General features: G+C 65.5%; 15 protein-coding genes. 8 read left to right on the top strand and 7 right to left on the bottom strand.

Going from position 1 to position 16,418, the window contains the following annotated elements:
* The coding region (locus SO139_RS37390; protein ID WP_498541590.1) for an NAD(P)/FAD-dependent oxidoreductase at positions 1–1,230 on the bottom strand (1,230 nt) is incomplete at its 3' end.
* Between the two features lie 92 nt (positions 1,231–1,322).
* Here SO139_RS37390 and SO139_RS37395 point away from each other — a divergent pair.
* Genes SO139_RS37395 through SO139_RS37405 form a run of 3 tightly spaced genes read left to right on the top strand, consistent with a single transcriptional unit; the run spans position 1,323 to position 2,830 of the window.
* Complete coding sequence (locus SO139_RS37395; protein WP_449377047.1) at positions 1,323–1,862, top strand: SixA phosphatase family protein; 540 nt, start codon at positions 1,323–1,325, stop codon at positions 1,860–1,862.
* A gap of 47 nt (positions 1,863–1,909) precedes the next feature.
* Positions 1,910–2,335 (top strand): universal stress protein, encoded by a 426-nt coding sequence (locus SO139_RS37400; RefSeq protein ID WP_027528656.1) that lies wholly within the window; start codon positions 1,910–1,912, stop codon positions 2,333–2,335.
* A 33-nt stretch (positions 2,336–2,368) separates the two neighbouring features.
* Positions 2,369–2,830 carry a hypothetical protein gene (locus SO139_RS37405; RefSeq protein ID WP_449377046.1) on the top strand — a complete coding sequence of 154 codons (462 nt, stop codon included), beginning with the start codon at positions 2,369–2,371 and terminating at the stop codon, positions 2,828–2,830.
* A gap of 12 nt (positions 2,831–2,842) precedes the next feature.
* Here SO139_RS37405 and SO139_RS37410 read toward each other — a convergent pair whose 3' ends face one another.
* Positions 2,843–3,079 carry a DUF1127 domain-containing protein gene (locus SO139_RS37410; protein WP_449377045.1) on the bottom strand — a complete coding sequence of 79 codons (237 nt, stop codon included), beginning with the start codon at positions 3,077–3,079 and terminating at the stop codon, positions 2,843–2,845.
* A gap of 185 nt (positions 3,080–3,264) precedes the next feature.
* On the opposite strand from SO139_RS37410, the gene SO139_RS37415 reads away from it, so the two are divergent.
* Positions 3,265–4,608: an aminotransferase-like domain-containing protein gene (locus tag SO139_RS37415; protein WP_449377044.1), complete on the top strand. Its 1,344-nt coding sequence runs from the start codon at positions 3,265–3,267 to the stop codon at positions 4,606–4,608.
* A 12-nt stretch (positions 4,609–4,620) separates the two neighbouring features.
* On the opposite strand, the gene SO139_RS37420 is transcribed toward SO139_RS37415, so the two are convergent.
* On the bottom strand, positions 4,621–5,193 hold the full coding sequence (locus SO139_RS37420) for a YdcF family protein (protein ID WP_498541591.1): 573 nt from the start codon (positions 5,191–5,193) through the stop codon (positions 4,621–4,623).
* A gap of 87 nt (positions 5,194–5,280) precedes the next feature.
* Positions 5,281–5,880, bottom strand: a complete 600-nt coding sequence (locus SO139_RS37425; RefSeq protein WP_498541592.1) for a hypothetical protein — start codon at positions 5,878–5,880, stop codon at positions 5,281–5,283.
* A 75-nt stretch (positions 5,881–5,955) separates the two neighbouring features.
* Here SO139_RS37425 and SO139_RS37430 point away from each other — a divergent pair, with 75 nt between their 5' ends.
* Complete coding sequence (locus SO139_RS37430) at positions 5,956–6,390, top strand: hypothetical protein (RefSeq protein ID WP_498541593.1); 435 nt, start codon at positions 5,956–5,958, stop codon at positions 6,388–6,390.
* A gap of 3 nt (positions 6,391–6,393) precedes the next feature.
* On the opposite strand, the gene SO139_RS37435 is transcribed toward SO139_RS37430, so the two are convergent.
* From SO139_RS37435 to SO139_RS37445, 3 genes are all read right to left on the bottom strand, one after another.
* Positions 6,394–8,790, bottom strand: coding sequence for a putative bifunctional diguanylate cyclase/phosphodiesterase (locus tag SO139_RS37435; RefSeq protein ID WP_498541594.1), 2,397 nt, complete (start codon positions 8,788–8,790; stop codon positions 6,394–6,396).
* 121 nt (positions 8,791–8,911) lie between these two features.
* Positions 8,912–10,312 (bottom strand): MFS transporter, encoded by a 1,401-nt coding sequence (locus SO139_RS37440; RefSeq protein WP_449377039.1) that lies wholly within the window; start codon positions 10,310–10,312, stop codon positions 8,912–8,914.
* A 300-nt stretch (positions 10,313–10,612) separates the two neighbouring features.
* Complete coding sequence (locus tag SO139_RS37445) at positions 10,613–11,119, bottom strand: YciE/YciF ferroxidase family protein (RefSeq protein WP_449377038.1); 507 nt, start codon at positions 11,117–11,119, stop codon at positions 10,613–10,615.
* Positions 11,120–11,544: 425 nt separating this feature from the next.
* Here SO139_RS37445 and SO139_RS37450 point away from each other — a divergent pair, with 425 nt between their 5' ends.
* The 3 genes from SO139_RS37450 to SO139_RS37460 all read left to right on the top strand — a co-directional run bounded on the left by SO139_RS37450 (position 11,545) and on the right by SO139_RS37460 (position 16,342).
* Positions 11,545–12,627 (top strand): lysylphosphatidylglycerol synthase transmembrane domain-containing protein, encoded by a 1,083-nt coding sequence (locus tag SO139_RS37450; RefSeq protein WP_449377037.1) that lies wholly within the window; start codon positions 11,545–11,547, stop codon positions 12,625–12,627.
* Positions 12,628–12,739: 112 nt separating this feature from the next.
* Complete coding sequence (locus tag SO139_RS37455; RefSeq protein WP_498541595.1) at positions 12,740–14,686, top strand: SGNH/GDSL hydrolase family protein; 1,947 nt, start codon at positions 12,740–12,742, stop codon at positions 14,684–14,686.
* 303 nt (positions 14,687–14,989) lie between these two features.
* A complete protein-coding gene (locus tag SO139_RS37460) occupies positions 14,990–16,342 on the top strand; it encodes an MFS transporter (protein ID WP_449377035.1) in 1,353 nt (450 codons plus the stop codon).
* Positions 16,343–16,418: the final 76 nt, after the last annotated feature.

The raw sequence follows: 16,418 nt of genomic DNA on the forward strand, positions 1-16,418 counted from the left end.
CCAGAGCCCGATCAATTGGCCGGCCGCCCGCCCCGCGATCCCACCCGCCCAGACCAGCTCGAAGGGCGAGAACAGGCGCCAGCGCTCGTCGCCCCGGAGGATGCTGCGGACAATGATCTGACCGGCCATGGCCGAGGTATTCATGCCTTGGCGGCCGAAGCCGCTTGCCACCCACAGGCCTTTGCGGAGCTGCCCGATCTGCGGCATGCCGTGCACGGTCTGGCCGGTTGCCCCGCCAAACATCTCGGCGATCTCGACCTCGCCGAGATCAGGAAAGATCGTGCGGATCCGGCGCTTGATGGCGCCGGCGAAGCGTTGCGGACTCGCGGCCCATGTCGTTTCCGGACTTTCCCACATCAAGCGGTCGCCATCGACGACGCGGAAATGATCGATGCCGTCGGTATCCATCACCGATCCCTTGAAGGCGAGGATTTCGGAGAGGCGCTCGCCGAGCGGTGCGGTGATTCCGGCATAGCGCCAGACCGGCAGCAGCGTGTCTGACAGGCGCTTCAGCGGCGCGCCGAGATGGATGTTGCCAGCGAGCACGATATGCGTGGCGCGCAGGCGCGCCGACGGCGTCACGATGCGCTTGCGGATGCCGGAATGATCGATGCTGACGACCGGCGTTTCCTCGAAGATGCGCGCGCCGGCCCGCCGCGCCAAGGCCGCGAGCCCGTGGACATATTTTCGACCATCGACCTGGAACGCCCTCGGATAATAGACACCGTGGAAATAGCGGTCGGTGCTGAGCACCGCGCGCACGCGGTTAGCCTGCCAGCCCTCGGCCTCGGTGTCGAAATCCTCGTTCAGCATCTGGAGCCGGCTGATCAGCCGGTCGCCGGCATCGACATTGGAGACCTCGAGCACGCCGCCGGTCACGCCGATCCCTGGCATCGCCGCTTCGGTGGCGTTGGCGCGCACGAACTCGGCGCCCTCCTTCGACAGCGCCCAGAGCTCGCGCGCGTCCTCGAAACCAACGCGCTCGATCAGGTCGGCGAGCGGCAGCGCAAAACCCGGCATCACGGTGCCGAGCTGGTTGCCGGAGGCGTTCCAGCCGACATGCCGCCCCTCCAGCACCGCCACGCTGGCCCCGAGCCGAGCCGCCTCCAGTGCGACCGTGAGCCCGGCGAGCCCCGCGCCGATGACGCAGATATCGGCGTCGAGATCGAACGTCAGCCGCTCGCGAAAGCCGGCTTCTTGCTGGGACATGCTTGTGTAAGTCTCGCTCATGTCGTTTTCTTAAGGCACCGGTCAGGCGCTTGTCACCTTGTCCTGAACCATTGCCTGTAGATTAAATAAGACCGAAATGATTCGAGAATGCCATGCGCCGTTTGATGCTGCTGCGTCACGCCAAGACCGAGACTGACGCACCGAGCGGCCGTGACCAGGACCGCCGCCTCGACGACCGCGGCCATCGGGATGCAGCCCATATGGGCGACTGGATTGCCCATCATCCGCCGTTCCCCAATACCGTGCTGGTGTCACCGGCCGTCCGGGCCAGGCAGACCTGGGACGTCGCCTGGGAGAGCATGAAAAACCGTGTCGCGGAGCCCCAGGTCGAATTGCTGCCGGAACTCTATGGCGCCGACCCTGCACAACTCCTGGAAACCATTCGCACCGCAACCATTCCCGCCTCGCCGAAAAACCTGATGCTGGTCGGTCACAATCCCGGCATGCATGAAGTTGCGTTGATGCTGATGGGCAGCGGCGGCGACGAGGCCGGCCGCAAGGCGCTCGCCCACAACCTGCCGACGGCGGGGCTTGCGGTCTTCGACTTTGACGTCAAGGATTGGGGTGACGTAGCGTACCGCCGCGGGAAGCTGGTGCTGTTCGTCAGCCCCAAGTTGCTGAAGCAGGCTTAGGGGCGACAGGGCGCCGTCCCGGGTCGTTGAAAGACAGGGAGGCGCAGATGTTCAAGTCCATTCTCGTGCCCATCGATCTCGCCGACACCGACCTCGCAAAACCTGCGATCGCGACGGCTGCCACGCTGTCGCAGACCTGGAACGGCACGGTGCGCCTACTCAACGTGCTGCCGATGACGCCGGTGATGCTGGCCGAATACGTGCCGGCCGATTTCGACGAGCAGCAGCGCCAGACCTCCGAGGAAGCACTCGCCATCGTCGCACGCGAGTCCGGCATCGACGCCCCGCGTATCTCCAGCGTGGTACGCCAGGGCGGTATCTATCACGAGATCCTGGAGGAAGCGGCGCACATGAAGGCCGACCTCATCGTCATGACTTCGCACCGTCCGGCGATGCGGACCTATTTCCTTGGCTCAAATGCCGGGCACGTCGTGCGTTACGCCAAATGCTCGGTGCTGGTGGTCCGGCACTAGCTTCTGCTCAGATAAACACCTCGGAGCAATTGCATGCGGGACTGGTGGCGCAAATGGAGTTACGAAGTCCCGCTCGCGATCGGCGATGCGCTCTGGGAGGTGCTGGTCGTGCAATTGGCCGCGGCTCTGGACAGGCTGACAGTGCGGCAGGTGATCGCCTTTATCCCCGTCGTCATTCTGGTTCTGGCCTACTACCACAGGATCCCGATCCCGCCCGAGCTGATGCTGGTCGGCGATCTCCTCGCTTATCTCGACGTCTTCTCGGTGCTGTTCCTGCTTGGCGTGCTGAGCCGAGTCACGACGATCCTGTTCGTCGTCAAGCAGGCGTCAGCACGGATCGCGGCACTCGTCGACAAGGTCGCCACGCACATGCGACGTCTCGACCGTCGACACCGGCGCGCACACGGCGCCTCAACGAGGCCACGCCGCAAGCCCGACCGTTCCGAGGACGATCGAGCTTTTGGCGGAGCATGGGGACGGGCCGCAGTCGCCTGACCCCGCAGTTGGTTACAGGTAGCGCGCCAGCTCGGCTTTCACCTGCCCGTAAACCGCATCCTCGATCTGCGAGCGCGTGATCCCGATGTCGCGCAACGCGCGGTCGTCGAGTTCGTTCAGCGTCTTGACGGCGGCGCGACGCTCCAGGAAGTCGAGCAGCGCAGCGGCGCCGTTGACGAGGGAGCGGAAGAATCCGCGTGACGAGGGTGGGCTCAGAGGCTGCCCGGCAGTTTGCGAGATGGTGGTCATGTTTCTTCTCCGGCAATCGTCCCGTGCGGCGAAAGCGATGCCGCTGGCACAGACGCCGGTCGGCGCCTGCTCCTTCATTGCCCTCGGATTGCTCGCGCAGCCGGGGTTCAATCGCGGGACTTGATGGAACCAAAATGCTCCAGTACAATTCTCGGTGCAAGTGAAACATTGCTCTCGGTGCAATAATGTCGAAGTTCGAGTACGTGAAGCTGGCCGACGCCGTTGCCGCCGACATCACTAACGGGACGTTAAAGCCGGGCGACCGCCTGCCGCCGCAGCGCAATTTCGCCTATGAGCGTGGCATTGCGGTCTCGACCGCTAGCCGTGTTTATACGGAGCTGCTGCGTCGCGGGCTCGTCGTCGGCGAGGTCGGCCGCGGCACGTTCATCTCCGGCGAGGCGCGGCGCGGCGTCGCAGCTCCCGCCGAGCCGCGCGGCGCGCGGATCGACTTCGAGTTCAACTATCCGTTGCTGCCGCAGCAATCGGCGATGATCGCAAAGAGCCTCGCCGGTCTCGAGCGCCCCGAGGCGCTCGAGGTCGCGCTGCGGCCTGCGACCAGCACCGGCACGCAGGCAGCTCGGAGCATTTCCGCATCATACCTCGCACGCAAGGGCTGGGCGCCGAACGCCGACCATCTCGTCTTCACCTCGAACGGACGGCAATGCATTGCCGCCGCGCTTGCCGCACTCGTGCCTGCGGGCGGACGCTGCGGCGTCGAGGCGCTGACCTATCCCTTCATCAAGGGCATCGCCGCACGCCTCGGCATCACGCTGGTGCCGCTCGCGATGGACGAGCACGGCGTGCGTCCGGACGCGATCCAGAAAGCGCATCGCGAGGCGAATCTTGCCGCGCTCTATCTGCAGCCGACGATGCAGAACCCGCTCGGCATCACCATGCCGCTCGGCCGCCGCAACGACGTGCTGCGCGCCGCCGAGAAGCTCGACCTGCCAATCATCGAGGACACCGTCTACAGCTTCCTCGCCGACGAGGTGCCGCTCGCCGCGCTCGCGCCGGACCGTTGCCTCGTGCTCGACAGCCTGTCGAAGAAGGTCGCGCCGGGGCTCGCGCTCGGCTTCATCGTCGCCCCCCCGCATTTGCGTGAAAGCGTGCTGGCCTCGGTGCGCTCGGGCGGCTGGACCGCATCCGGCTATGCCTTCGCGGCCGGGCAGCGGCTGATGGCCGACGGCACCGCGGCCGAATTGTCGCGCCTCAAACGCATCGATGCGGGCAAACGCCAGCACCTGGCGGCGCAGCGCCTCGCCGGCTTCGATATCCAGGCCGATCCGAAGGCCTATCATCTGTGGCTGTCGCTGCCGTCGCATTGGCGCTCGCAGACGCTGGTCGCCGCGGCCGGCCGCCGCGACATCGCGCTGACGCCGTCCACAACGTTCGCGATTGCCAACGGGCATGCCCCCAACGCCGTCCGCCTGGCGCTTGGCGCACCAAGTTTCGAGCAGCTCGACGCGGGCCTGCGCACGCTCTCGGCGATGCTGCGCTCGAAGGAAGAGGACTTTGATTCGACGGAGTAGCGCGCCGGCCCCTCACGTCACCGGCCACTCCGCAATGAACCCCTTCGCCTTGTACGGTTCGATCTTGTCCCATTCATGCAGGACGCGGCGGCGCAACTCGGCATCGGTGTGCCAGAGCCCGCGCGGCGTCGAAAACCCGTCGACCGTCAGAAGCATTTTCGTCACCTCCGGCCAGTGCCGATGCAGCGTCATGGGATAGCGACGCGCCGTCCAGGTGTTGCCGAGGCAGATCACGCTGCGAATATTTTGCAGCCCGAGCGCAGCATCGATGACCGGCAGCGAGAAGACGACGTTCTCCCCCGTATTCATCGCCCGGTGCTCTTCGAGGATGCGGCCCGCCGGAATGCCGGCTTCGACCATCGCGGCCTTGATGAGCTTGCACTCGGATTGCTCCGAGCCCGGCGTCACTCCTCCGCTGACGATCGACCAGCGGAAATAGCCGTCGCGCCAAAGCCGGGCCGCGGTGCCGGCGCGCAGCGCGACGTCCTCGCGGGTGCCGAACAGGAACAGCAGGTCGGCCCGCCGAAGCGGCGTCTCGATCAGATGCGTGGCATTGATGGCGGCGATTTCGTCTGCCGTCGGCATTCGCGTGCTGCGGTCCATGACGATGAGGATGCGACACGGGCCCGATTCCGCGAAGTCACGTTTGATGACCGGCGATTGCAGCCGCCGCTACGGCAGCAGAGCCTGCGGTAGCCCGTCAAAGCTGTAGCTGCGCGGCTGGTTGCGGCGGATGAAGCCGCCGATCTGCCAGGTGAACAGCGCAGCGAAGCCGATGATGAACAGCGCGCCCGTCCATTCGCCGGTCGCGATCGCGCGGATGAGAAGCCCGGCCATCGCCACCGCCAGCATCGCCAGAAGCGCGAGCGCCGCCGTGTAGGCGGTGCGCCCGAGGCCCGCGGTCAGCTTGGCGCGGCTACCCGCTTTTGCCATGTGCGCGTGCAGCGCGACGATGAAATCGCGAAAGCCGTGATCCTGCGCCGCCATCAGCGCCGCGGTCTGCCAGGTCGTCGACAGGATCGCGATGCGGCCGCCATCTGCATGGCGGAGATCGGCGCGAAACCGGTGCTGCTGCATCGAGACGGGTCGGTACGACAGCCGGATCGCCGAGATCTCGCCATAGCGCCACAGGCCGGAGCGGCCGGCGATCTGCCACGACAGGCCCTCATCCGTCAGCTCGAAGCGGTGCGCCGAGCCGATCAGCGACGCCTTGTAGGCGTAGCTCGTGACTTGCTCGCTCACGACTTGCGCGACGGCCTGTAGCTCGGACATCTCGTCGACCTTTATCAACTCTGCGCTCGGCCTGATCGGCTTGCACGCCCCCCTCGCCCATTCTACAAACCAGGCATGGCTGAGACGATCTTTTTTCCCCGTCACCTGATTCTCGGCGGCGCGATGATCTCGGGCGTGCTGCTCGCGCTCGCGGTGCATATGCTGGGCGCGCGCTACGGGCTCGACCTCGGCGGGCTCTGGCGCTCGGACACGCATGAGTTCATGCCCGCGGGTGCGGCGATCGCGTGGTGGCTGATCGCCACCGTCGGCTTTTTGGGCGGCTACTTCACCGCGACACTGATGCAGAGCGCCGTTTCGGGCCAGATCCCGCAAAGGATGCGGCAGTTCCTGATCGCGGTCGGCGTGCTCTTGCTCGCCGGCGCCGGACAGGCGGCCTCCGCACCCAGCCCGATCCCGACCATCTCCGGCGTGCTTGCAGGCCTTGCCGCACTGTGCCTCGGCGCAGTGATGGCGTTCTGCGGCGCGCATTTCGCGCTCCGCAAGGCCTGACGTTCAGGCTGAGGCACGCAGGCGGGGCTTCGCCAGCATCATCGCAACCTCGGACGCCGGCCGCGGCGCGCTGAACAGATAGCCTTGCGCCTGGGTACAGCCCTCGCGCCGCAGGAGCTCGAGCTGCGCATCGTTCTCGACGCCCTCCGCCGTGGTCGCGATCCCGAGGCTGCGCCCGAGGCCGGTGACGGCACGGACGATTGCCATGGAATCCTCGCGCGTCGAGAGCTCGGACACGAAGGAGCGGTCGATCTTGATCTTGTCGAAAGGGAAGCTGCGCAAGTAGCTGAGCGAGGAATAGCCGGTGCCGAAATCGTCGAGCGAGATCCGCACGCCCTGCGCGCGTAGTTCATGCAGGATCGCAAGCGTTGCCTCGCTGTTCTGGAGCAGCACGGATTCAGTGATCTCGAGCTCGAGGCGCCCGGCAGCAAGCCCCGAGGCGGTCAGCGCCTCGGTCACCGAAGCGACCAGGTTCGGGTTCTTGAACTGCACCGGCGACAGGTTGACGGCGACGCAGATTTCCTCGGGCCAGGTGGCCGCATCGGCGCAGGCGTTGCGCAGCACCTGCTCGCCGAGTTGCACGATCAGGCCGGTCTCTTCCGCGAGCGGAATGAAGGCGGCCGGCGAGATCAGGCCGCGCTGCGGGTGATTCCATCGGCTCAGTGCCTCGAAGGCCACGACGCGGTCCCTGGCAACGTCGCGGATCGGCTGGTAGTGGACCTCGAACTCGTTCCTGCTTAGCGCCGCCCGCAAATCCATTTCGAGCAGCCGCCGCGCCTGCGCGCGGGCATCCATGCCGGTCTCGAAGAAGCGATAGGTACCGCGGCCATCGGCCTTGGCGCGGTACAGCGCGAGGTCGGCGTTCTTCAACAGCTCGTCCGGATTGCTGCCGTCCTGTGGCGACAGCGAGATGCCGATCGACACGCCGATGATGATCTGATGGTCGGCGATCTCATAGGGCGCGGAAATCACCTCGACCAGGCGTCCGGCGAGCGCGGTCGTCGCCGCCTCCTCCTTACCGAGCTGGACCACGGCGAACTCGTCACCGCCGAGCCGCGCCACGGTGTCTCTCTCGCCGGCGCAGGCAGCTAACCTGCGGCCGACCTCCTTGAGCAGCGCGTCACCGATCGGATGCCCGAGTGAATCGTTGATGTCCTTGAAGTGATCGAGGTCGAGACAAAGCACCGCGAGCTGGTCGCCGGGCCTGGCGAGGCGCAGGCCCTGCTCGAGCTGCTCGTGGAACAGCACGCGGTTCGGCAGATTGGTCAGCGCGTCGTGGCGCGCCATGTGGGAGATCTTCTCCTGCGCCGCCAGCCATTCGGTGATATCCTCGAAGGTCGCGACCCAGCCGCCGCCCTGCATCGGCTGGTTGACGACGCGGATCGAGCGGCCAAAGCGATTGACGATCATGGTGGTGCTGCGGCTTTCGCGGGCGTCGGCGACCAGCCGGCCGAAAAACTCCTGCGGGTTGCCCTCCCACTTGCCCATCGCCCTCTGTTCCACGAGGACCTCGAGCAGCGTACGCCCGATCAACGTCATGCCGGTCCGGCCCATCATCGAGGCATAATGCTCGTTGAATAGCAGGATCCTGCCGTCCCCGTCGAACATGCACAGCCCCTGCGACATGTTCTCGAGCGCGGTGTCGAGCACGACCTGCTGGCGCCCCAATTGGCCCTTGGCGCGGCGATCGAGGATCGCGGCGACGAGTGCGATGGCGATGATGGCGGCCGCGGCGCTCGCGGTGAGCAAGGAGAGCGTCGCCGGCGCAATCGACAACCCGCTGGTGGCGAGCGTCGGATCCGGCGTCAGCTCGACGGCGCCCATCGCCGTGAAGTGATGCGAGACGATGGCGAGCGTGAGCAAGCCGGTGGCGCTCAGAGCATGCGAGAGGTCATCGCGCCGCGCCGCGACATAGATGGCAGCCGCGCCGAACACGATTCCGAACAGAATCGAGGCGGTCACCGTGCCGCTCACCCAGCCGACGTGCGCGGGCATCTCCAGCGCCGCCATGCCAGTATAGTGCATGGCCGCGACGCCGCCGCCGACGATGGCACCGCCGAGAAGTATCCATGGCGTGCGCGTCGATGACGCCGCGATGCTCAGGCCCACGAAGGTCACGGAGATCGCGAAGATCAGCGACAGGACCGTCACGGGAATGTTGTAGGCCGCACCGGCGCCCGGCCCGTAGGCCAGCATCGCGATGAAATGCGTTGCCCAGATGCCGCAACCGCTGACGATGGCGTCGAGCGCAAGCCAGACCAGACGCGCAGAGCCCTGTGTGGCGCGCGCCCGATGAAACAGGCTGATCGCCGCCGCGCTGGCGAGCAAGCAGACCGCGCCGCCCAGCGCGACCAGGCCCCAGTCATGCTGATCCGTCAGACAGTAAAGAACTTGGTACATATCGCAGGTCCATTTTCGGCACCTGCATTAAAGAGACGAGAGATGGACAGTCGGTAACCGGCTACATGCCGGTTCGGCTCATGGTGAACGAAAGCTGTGAGCGCAGGCAGCATACTCAGGGTTAACCATCGGCTGCCGCGCTATGCCATATCGCCGTCGCGGCCAGCAGCAGGACAGTTGCCGCAATGATCAGCGAAGCGTGCAGGCCGGTCATGAAGTTCCCCGCAACCAGTGAGCCGAACAGCGCAACGCCGAGCACGCTGCCGGTCTGCCGGGTCGCATTGAGCACGCCGGCCGCGATGCCCGAGCGGGCCTTCTCAACGCTGCCGAGCAGCGTCGAGGTCAGGGGTGGCACCAAAAGGCCGAGGCCGCCGCTGATCGCGATCATCTGCACGGCGATCGCCCAATAGCTGGTGTCGGGAGTCATGCCGAGCATGCCGAGGCAGCCCAGCGCCGAGACGCCCGCGCCCACGATCATGGTCCTGCAGGCTCCGATGCGCTCGGAAATGCGCGGCGCCAGCAGATTCACCGGCAGCACCGCGCCCATCATCGGGACGAAGGCAAGCCCGGTCCACCAGGCCGACAGTCCGTTGACCTCCTGGAAGTAGAGGCTGAGCACGAAGATCAGGCCGTAGATCGCGACGTTCACGAGCAGGCCCACGAGTGAGGTCAGCGCGAACATGCGGTTGCCAAACAGCGACAGCGGCAGCATCGGCTGCGCCGTGCGCTGCTCGCGCCAGACGAACAGCACGGCCAGGACGGCGGCCGCGACGAAGGCCGCGATCACGGCAGGATGCGACCAGCCCTTCGCGCCGCCTTCGATGATCGCGCCGGCGAGCGCGCCTAACGCGCCGATCGCCGCGCACTGGCCGGGCAGATCGATCTCGCGCGCGAGCGAGCGCGTGGTCTCATCGGTGTAGCGCCAGGTCAGCCAGAGGCCGACCAGCCCGATCGGCAGGTTGACCAGGAAGATCGCCCGCCAGCCGACCAGCGTGATCAGGCCGCCGCCGACGAACGGCCCTGCGGTTAAGGCAAGGCTGGCGCCTGCGGCCCAGACCGCGACGGCGCGGCCGCGTTGCTTCTCGTCCGGATAAGCGTGGTTGAGCAGGGCTAGCGAATTCGGCACCAAGATCGCCGCCGCCAATCCCTGGATCAGCCGCGCGCCGATCAGGACGATGGCATTCGGCGACAGCGCGCAGGCGAGCGAGGCCGCGGTGAAGAGGGCGAAACCCGCCATGAAGACGCGCTTGGCGCCGACGCGATCGCCGAGCGCGCCGGCGGTCAGGATGAAGGCGGCAAAGGCGATGGTGTAGGCGCTCACCACCCATTGCAGCTCGGCGACCCCGCCGCCAAGCGCGGTACCCATGGCATGAAGCGCGGTGTTGACGATGGTGACGTCGAGCTGCACCACGCCATAGCCAAGACTCATAGCCGCGAGTGTCAGCGAGGTGGCAAGGCGCGAGCGCTGCGTGTTTCCCGAGGACGCGTAGTCGATATTGGTATGGGCTATATTGGTCCGCATGCTGCCATCCCGATTGCAGCCCCATGCGAAGGATACAGGTCTAGCCCCAAGCATGATTCGATACAGGTCGAATTATGAATGCTGAGTTATTCGCTTGAGGAACGAATTCGCCACCTCTCGGTGTCATCGCCCGCCTTTATGCGCGCTTGCGCACTGGGGCGGGCGATCCGGTATTCCAGAGGCGGTGCGGTATACTGAGGCGCCGCGGCATACTGGATCCCCCGCCCTCGCCCTCGCGGGGATGACATCTCGCGAAAACGCCGCGCTCGACTTCTGCGGCGCTGTCGCGACGACGTGGGCCTAGCTCGCCGCGCGCAGGTTCACCTTGGTCTCGGCGATCATGGTCAGCTTCTTGTCGGTCGCCTTCTCTTCCTCCAGCGTCTTGGCGAGCACCGCCGCGCAGTCATTGCGGCCGAGCTGCTTGGCCCAGGCGATCAGGCTGCCGTAGCGGACGATCTCGTAATGCTCGGCGGCCTGCGCGGCATTGATGAGGGCCGCATCCAGCACCGCCTTGTCTGCGACCTCGCCGGCGGTGTCATTGGCTTCCTCGATGATGCCGTCGATCGCCGGGCAATCGATCGCCTTCACCTCGACGCCATGCATCTTGAACACCTCTTCCAGCCGCTTCACATGCTGCTTGGTTTCATCGAGGTGCGTCAAAAAGCCCTGCTTCAACTGCGGATCGGTCGCCTTATTTGCCATTTTCGGCAGCGCCTTGGTGAGCTGCTGCTCGGCGTAATAGATGTCCTGCAATTGATGCACGAACAGGTCGTTCATGCTCTTGATGTCCTTGGTGAACAGTCCCATCGTTCCAATCCTTGCGCTTCGGGAACAGAGCGGCGCCCGCCTGCGTGCGTACAGGCCGCCATCGCGCCGTGTTCGGTTGTTGATACGGCGCTAACCGAGACACACGAGGGACGTTCCGAAGGGATTGAAAACCTTGAGCTGGAACAAGGCGAACCGCGCTGCGGTTTGGCAAAATGCTGGCAACGATACGGCAATGTCGCGACTCGTAATCCTTAACGCGCGACAATGTGTAGGACGTATGACAAAAAGGGCTATCCCAGCGCAGAAGCTTCCGTTGTCAAGGGCTGCACAAAGCGCTGTTTTTGCCTTAAGGAACTAGGATATGCCTTGCGATCAGTGCCAACCTTCGGGCGCGATCGCACTCGATCAGCTCCCAGCTCGATTGGGTAGGCTTTATGGTTAAGTGTGCCCCGCCGGGAGGATGAATGCAGGACGTGCTGCCCGCGATGAAACGCGGCTTCAAGAGATGGATCGGCTGGCGTCGGCTCGGCATTGCCGCGAGCGTCATGATCATCGCCTTCGCGATCACCACGCTGGTGCGCACCCTCAAGGGCATCGACACCGGCGTCATCCTGACCGCGTTAACCGAGATCCCCCGCGGCAACATCGGCCTTGCGGCGCTCTGCGTCTTTTTCGCTTTCTGTACGCTGACCTTCTACGACTTCTTCGCACTGCGAACGATCGGCAAGAAGCACGTCCCCTACCGCATCGCAGCGCTGTCCAGCTTCACCTCCTATTCAATCGGCCACAACATCGGCGCGACCGTCTTCACCGGTGGGGCGATCCGCTTCCGGATCTATTCGGACTACGGGCTGAATGCGATCGACGTTGCAAAGATCTGCTTCCTCTCCGGACTCACCTTCTGGCTCGGTAACATCTTCGTGCTCTCGATCGGCATGGCGATCCACCCCGATGCCGCCTCCGCGATGGACCAGCTCCCCTCCGCGATCAACCGCCTGATCGCCTTTGGCGGCCTCGCCTCGATCACCGCTTACCTCGTATGGCTGTCGATGGGGGAGAAGCGCCGCGAGCTCGGTCAGAAGGGCTGGAAGGTGGTGCTGCCGTCGGCGCCGCTGACGCTCGTGCAGATTCTGATTGGCGTGGTCGATCTCGGCTTCTGCGCCATGGCGATGTACCTCCTGGTGCCGTCCACCCCGCCGATCGATTTCATGTCGCTCGCGGTGGTGTTCATCCTGGCGACGCTGCTGGGCTTTGCCAGCCACGCCCCCGGCAGCATCGGCGTATTCGACGCCGCCATGCTGGTAGCGCTCCCCGAATTCGGCCGCGAGCAGTTGCTCGCGACCCTCCTGGTCTTCCGCATCCTCTATTTCATGATCCCGTTCGGCCTCGCCATTTCCATCATGGGCGCGCGCGAACTCTGGATGAACGTCGTGGAGCCGTGGCAGGAGCGCCGGCGGCTGGCTGAGGCCTGCGCGCAGGCCAACCTGCCCAAGCAGGTGACGCAGATGGAGCGCGAACGGTCGCTGCGGCAGGCCAGCAAGCGCTAGACGGAGGCAAAACCCTGGACGGCAAGAGCTAAACCGGTCAGACAAACGTCGAAGGCGGGTCGAGGAAGCCTCTCTTATTTCCGCCTCAACTTTGACGTTGAAAGCGCGGGCTATGATCCGAGCCAACCTCCGCACCTTCCTCGCCGGCGCCCTGCTTGCCGGGATGTTCGGCGCTTTGCCGCCTGAACGCGCTGCCGCGCAGGACGGCAGCCTCCAGATCACCTGGGAGGTGCGCAACCGCTTCCGCCTGTTCCGGGAGGAGCGCGACTTCCTTCTCCACGTCGAGAACGCCCGCAACCGCAGCATCCTCGCCGCCGAGCAGTCGCTGGAGATGCAAAGCGAGGGCCGCGGCTGGGCCCGCAACATGGTCAATCGCCTCTGCATCGACCTCCAGGGCAGGGTCAACCAGCCCTGCACCCGCGACAACGTCAAAGAGAACTACATCACCCCGATCGACCACCCGGTGACCGTGCGCCTGACCGGCGCCGTGCCGGTCGGCGCCACCTGCGCCTGGTCGTTCGACGACGGCGACGGGCCGCAGGCCTCGACCTTCGACTGCGCCGAGCCGGTGAACCTGCGCGTCCGCTACGGCAAGCAGACGGTGGCGACCGTCGACGTCTCCTCGGGCTCCGACCCGACCCAACGCATCCAGACCGAGATCCAGGTCCGCGACATCTTCGTTGCGGGCTTAGGCGACAGCATCGCCTCCGGCGAGGGTAATCCGGACCGCCCGATCGCACTGTCCGACGACGGTTTCTGCTTCCGCTCCTATCTCGGCACCTCCGGCGGACAGTACTACCGGCCGAGCCGCGCCGGCTTCAAGGGCGGGCGAGCCTGCGAGGCGCCGGACACGCTCGCCAACTGGCAGCGCTACGGCGCACTCTGGTTCAACGCCGCCTGCCATCGCTCGCTCTACAGCTACCAGAGCCGCACCGCGCTCGCACTTGCGGTCCGCTATCCCCACATCGCCGTGACCTATCTGCCGCTCGCCTGCACCGGCGCGAGCATCAGCGACGGGCTCTTGGGCTCGCAGCGTGCGCGCGAATGCCCGCCCGGCAAGAGCGGCACCTGCCAAACCAGCGTCAATGCGCAAGTGGCCGAGTTGCGCGAGGCACTCACTGCGGCGAGGAAACGCCAGCCGGACCGCAGGCTTGACCTCGTGCTGCTCTCGATCGGCGCCAACGACGTCTATTTCTCCGGCCTCGTCGCCGACGTGATCGTGGACACCGCGACCGAACGCGCGCTGTTCACGCGCTCCGGCGTGATGGCTGGTGTCGACGATTCACGCGATGCGCTCGCGCGCGAACTGCCCAGGAATTTCGTCAAGCTGCGCGAGGCCCTGAAGCCGCTGGTCGACGGCGACCTCTCGCACGTCGTCTATGTCTCCTACGCCAATCCGGCGCTCGCGGACGGCGGCGTGCCGTGCCGTGGCGGCCGCGCCGGCTTCGACATCCATCCGGCCTTCAACGCCGATCCGCAGCGGCTCGCCCGGGTCTCGACCTATGTCGACACCGAATTCCTGCCGCAGCTCAAGGGACTCGCGACCTGCACGCAAGGCGCGCTGTGCCGCGATCCCGAATCCGATCGCATGACCTTCGTCGATACGCACCAAGGTTTGTTCGCCGACCATGGCTTCTGCGCGCATTCAGGCTCCGACCCCGAATTCGACCGCGCCTGTTTTGCCGAGAACGGCCAGAGCTTTAACCCTGACATCGTCACCGCTGCGAGCCAGCCGATGCTGTGCGGCCGCGGCGCCTCCGAATATCGCGCCTACCTGCCGCGCGCCCGCTGGATCCGCGACGCCAATGACAGCTACTTCGCCGCAATGACCTATCCGCAAGGACTGCCCGCCGCGAGCCAGCCGAACGACATTCACGACGCCGCCTGGGGCGTGCTCTCCGCCGTCTATGGCGGCGCGGTGCATCCGTCCGCAGAGGGCCACGCCGCGATGGCGGATGCGGCCCTGCCTGCCGCAAGCACCGTGCTCGGCCTCGACGCCGTGCCTCCCGGCTTCACCCGCGGCTTGCTGGCGCCGTTGCTGCCAGGCCTGCAGCGGTAGGCGCACTGCAAGCACACTCTCGGTGTCATCGTCCGCCTTTGTGCGCACTTGCGCACTGGGGCGGACGATCCAGTATTCCAGAGGCCGTGACGAACGCGGATAAGCCGAGGCGTAGCTTTCGCCGGGAATGACAGCAGTGCGTGTGGCTACGATCTCTCGCCCGCGACGCCTTCGTTTCCGCGGCCCTGCCGTTCGATCAATCCAAAAACGGTATCAATCGATACTCCCTTCAACTTGGCACTTTCGTGCGCGCCACTCTAGGAATCCTCTCGAGGAAACATTCAAATTCGAGGAGGCGCGCGCATGAGCGCAGTGGTGTCCGCAGCGGACGTGAAGAGGTCCCGCGTCAGGCTGTTCATCGTGACCATGTTGTTCCTGGTCACCACCGTCAATTATGCCGACCGCGCGACGCTGTCGATCGCAGGTCCCGCACTCTCCAAGGAGCTCCATCTCGATCCCGTCGCCATGGGCTACATCTTCTCGGCCTTCGGCTGGTCCTATGTGATCGCGCAGGTGCCGGGCGGCTGGCTACTCGATCGCTACGGCTCGCGCATCGTCTATGCCTTCAGCATCATCGTCTGGTCGCTGTTCACGCTGATGCAGGGCTGGGTCGGCTTCCTCGGCGCGGGAACCGCGGTCGCGATGCTGTTCGCGCTACGCTTTCTGGTTGGCATCGCGGAGGCGCCCTCCTTCCCTGCCAACGCCCGCATCGTGGCGGCCTGGTTCCCGGGCAATGAGCGCGGCACCGCATCGGCCTTCTTCAATTCCGGGCAGTATTTCGCAACCGTGATCTTCGCGCCTCTGATGGGCTGGATCGCCCATGATTACGGCTGGCGCTACGTGTTCTTCGTGATGGGCGCGCTCGGCGTCGTCATGGGCCTGGTCTGGATCAAGACCATCTACGGCCCGAAGGAGCACCCTTCCATCAACGAGGCCGAGTTCGACTACATCAGGGAAGGCGGCGCGCTGGTCGATCTCGACGCGCCCAAGGACGATCTGAAAGACGAGCGCGCACCGGACTCGGGCCCGAAATGGGACCACATCCGCCAGCTTCTCTCCAACCGCATGATGCTCGGCGTCTATCTCGGCCAGTACTGCATCAACACGCTGACCTATTTCTTCCTGACCTGGTTCCCGGTGTACCTCGTCAAGGAGCGCGGCCTGTCGATCCTGCAGGCGGGATTCGTCGCGACGCTGCCGGCCTTGTGCGGCTTCATCGGCGGCGTGCTCGGCGGCATCATCTCGGATGCGATCCTGCGCAAGACGGGCTCGCTGACCATGGCGCGCAAGATCCCGATCGTCGGCGGCATGCTGCTGTCGATGGCGATCATCGGCTGCAACTATGTCGACGGCCAGGCGCTGGTGATCGGCTTCATGGCGCTCGCCTTCTTCGGCAAGGGCATCGGCGCACTCGGCTGGGCGGTCGTCTCCGACACCTCGCCCAAGGAAGCCGGCGGCGTTTCCGGCGGCCTGTTCAACACCTTCGGCAACCTCTCCTCGATCACCACCCCGATCGTGATCGGCTACATCGTGGCCGCAACCGGCTCGTTCAACGGCGCCCTCGTCTTCGTCGGCGTCAACGCGCTGGTCGCAGCGTTCGCCTATCTCGTGGTCGTCGGCCAGATCCAGCGGGTCGTGCTCAAGCGTTCCTCATGAGCGCTCCGGCAAAAGCGGAGCAGACCAGGCAACTTACGGCGGCTTCACGGCCGCCGTCTTTGTTTCGGAGGTCATC

This window comes from Bradyrhizobium sp. UFLA05-89 (assembly GCF_059803475.1).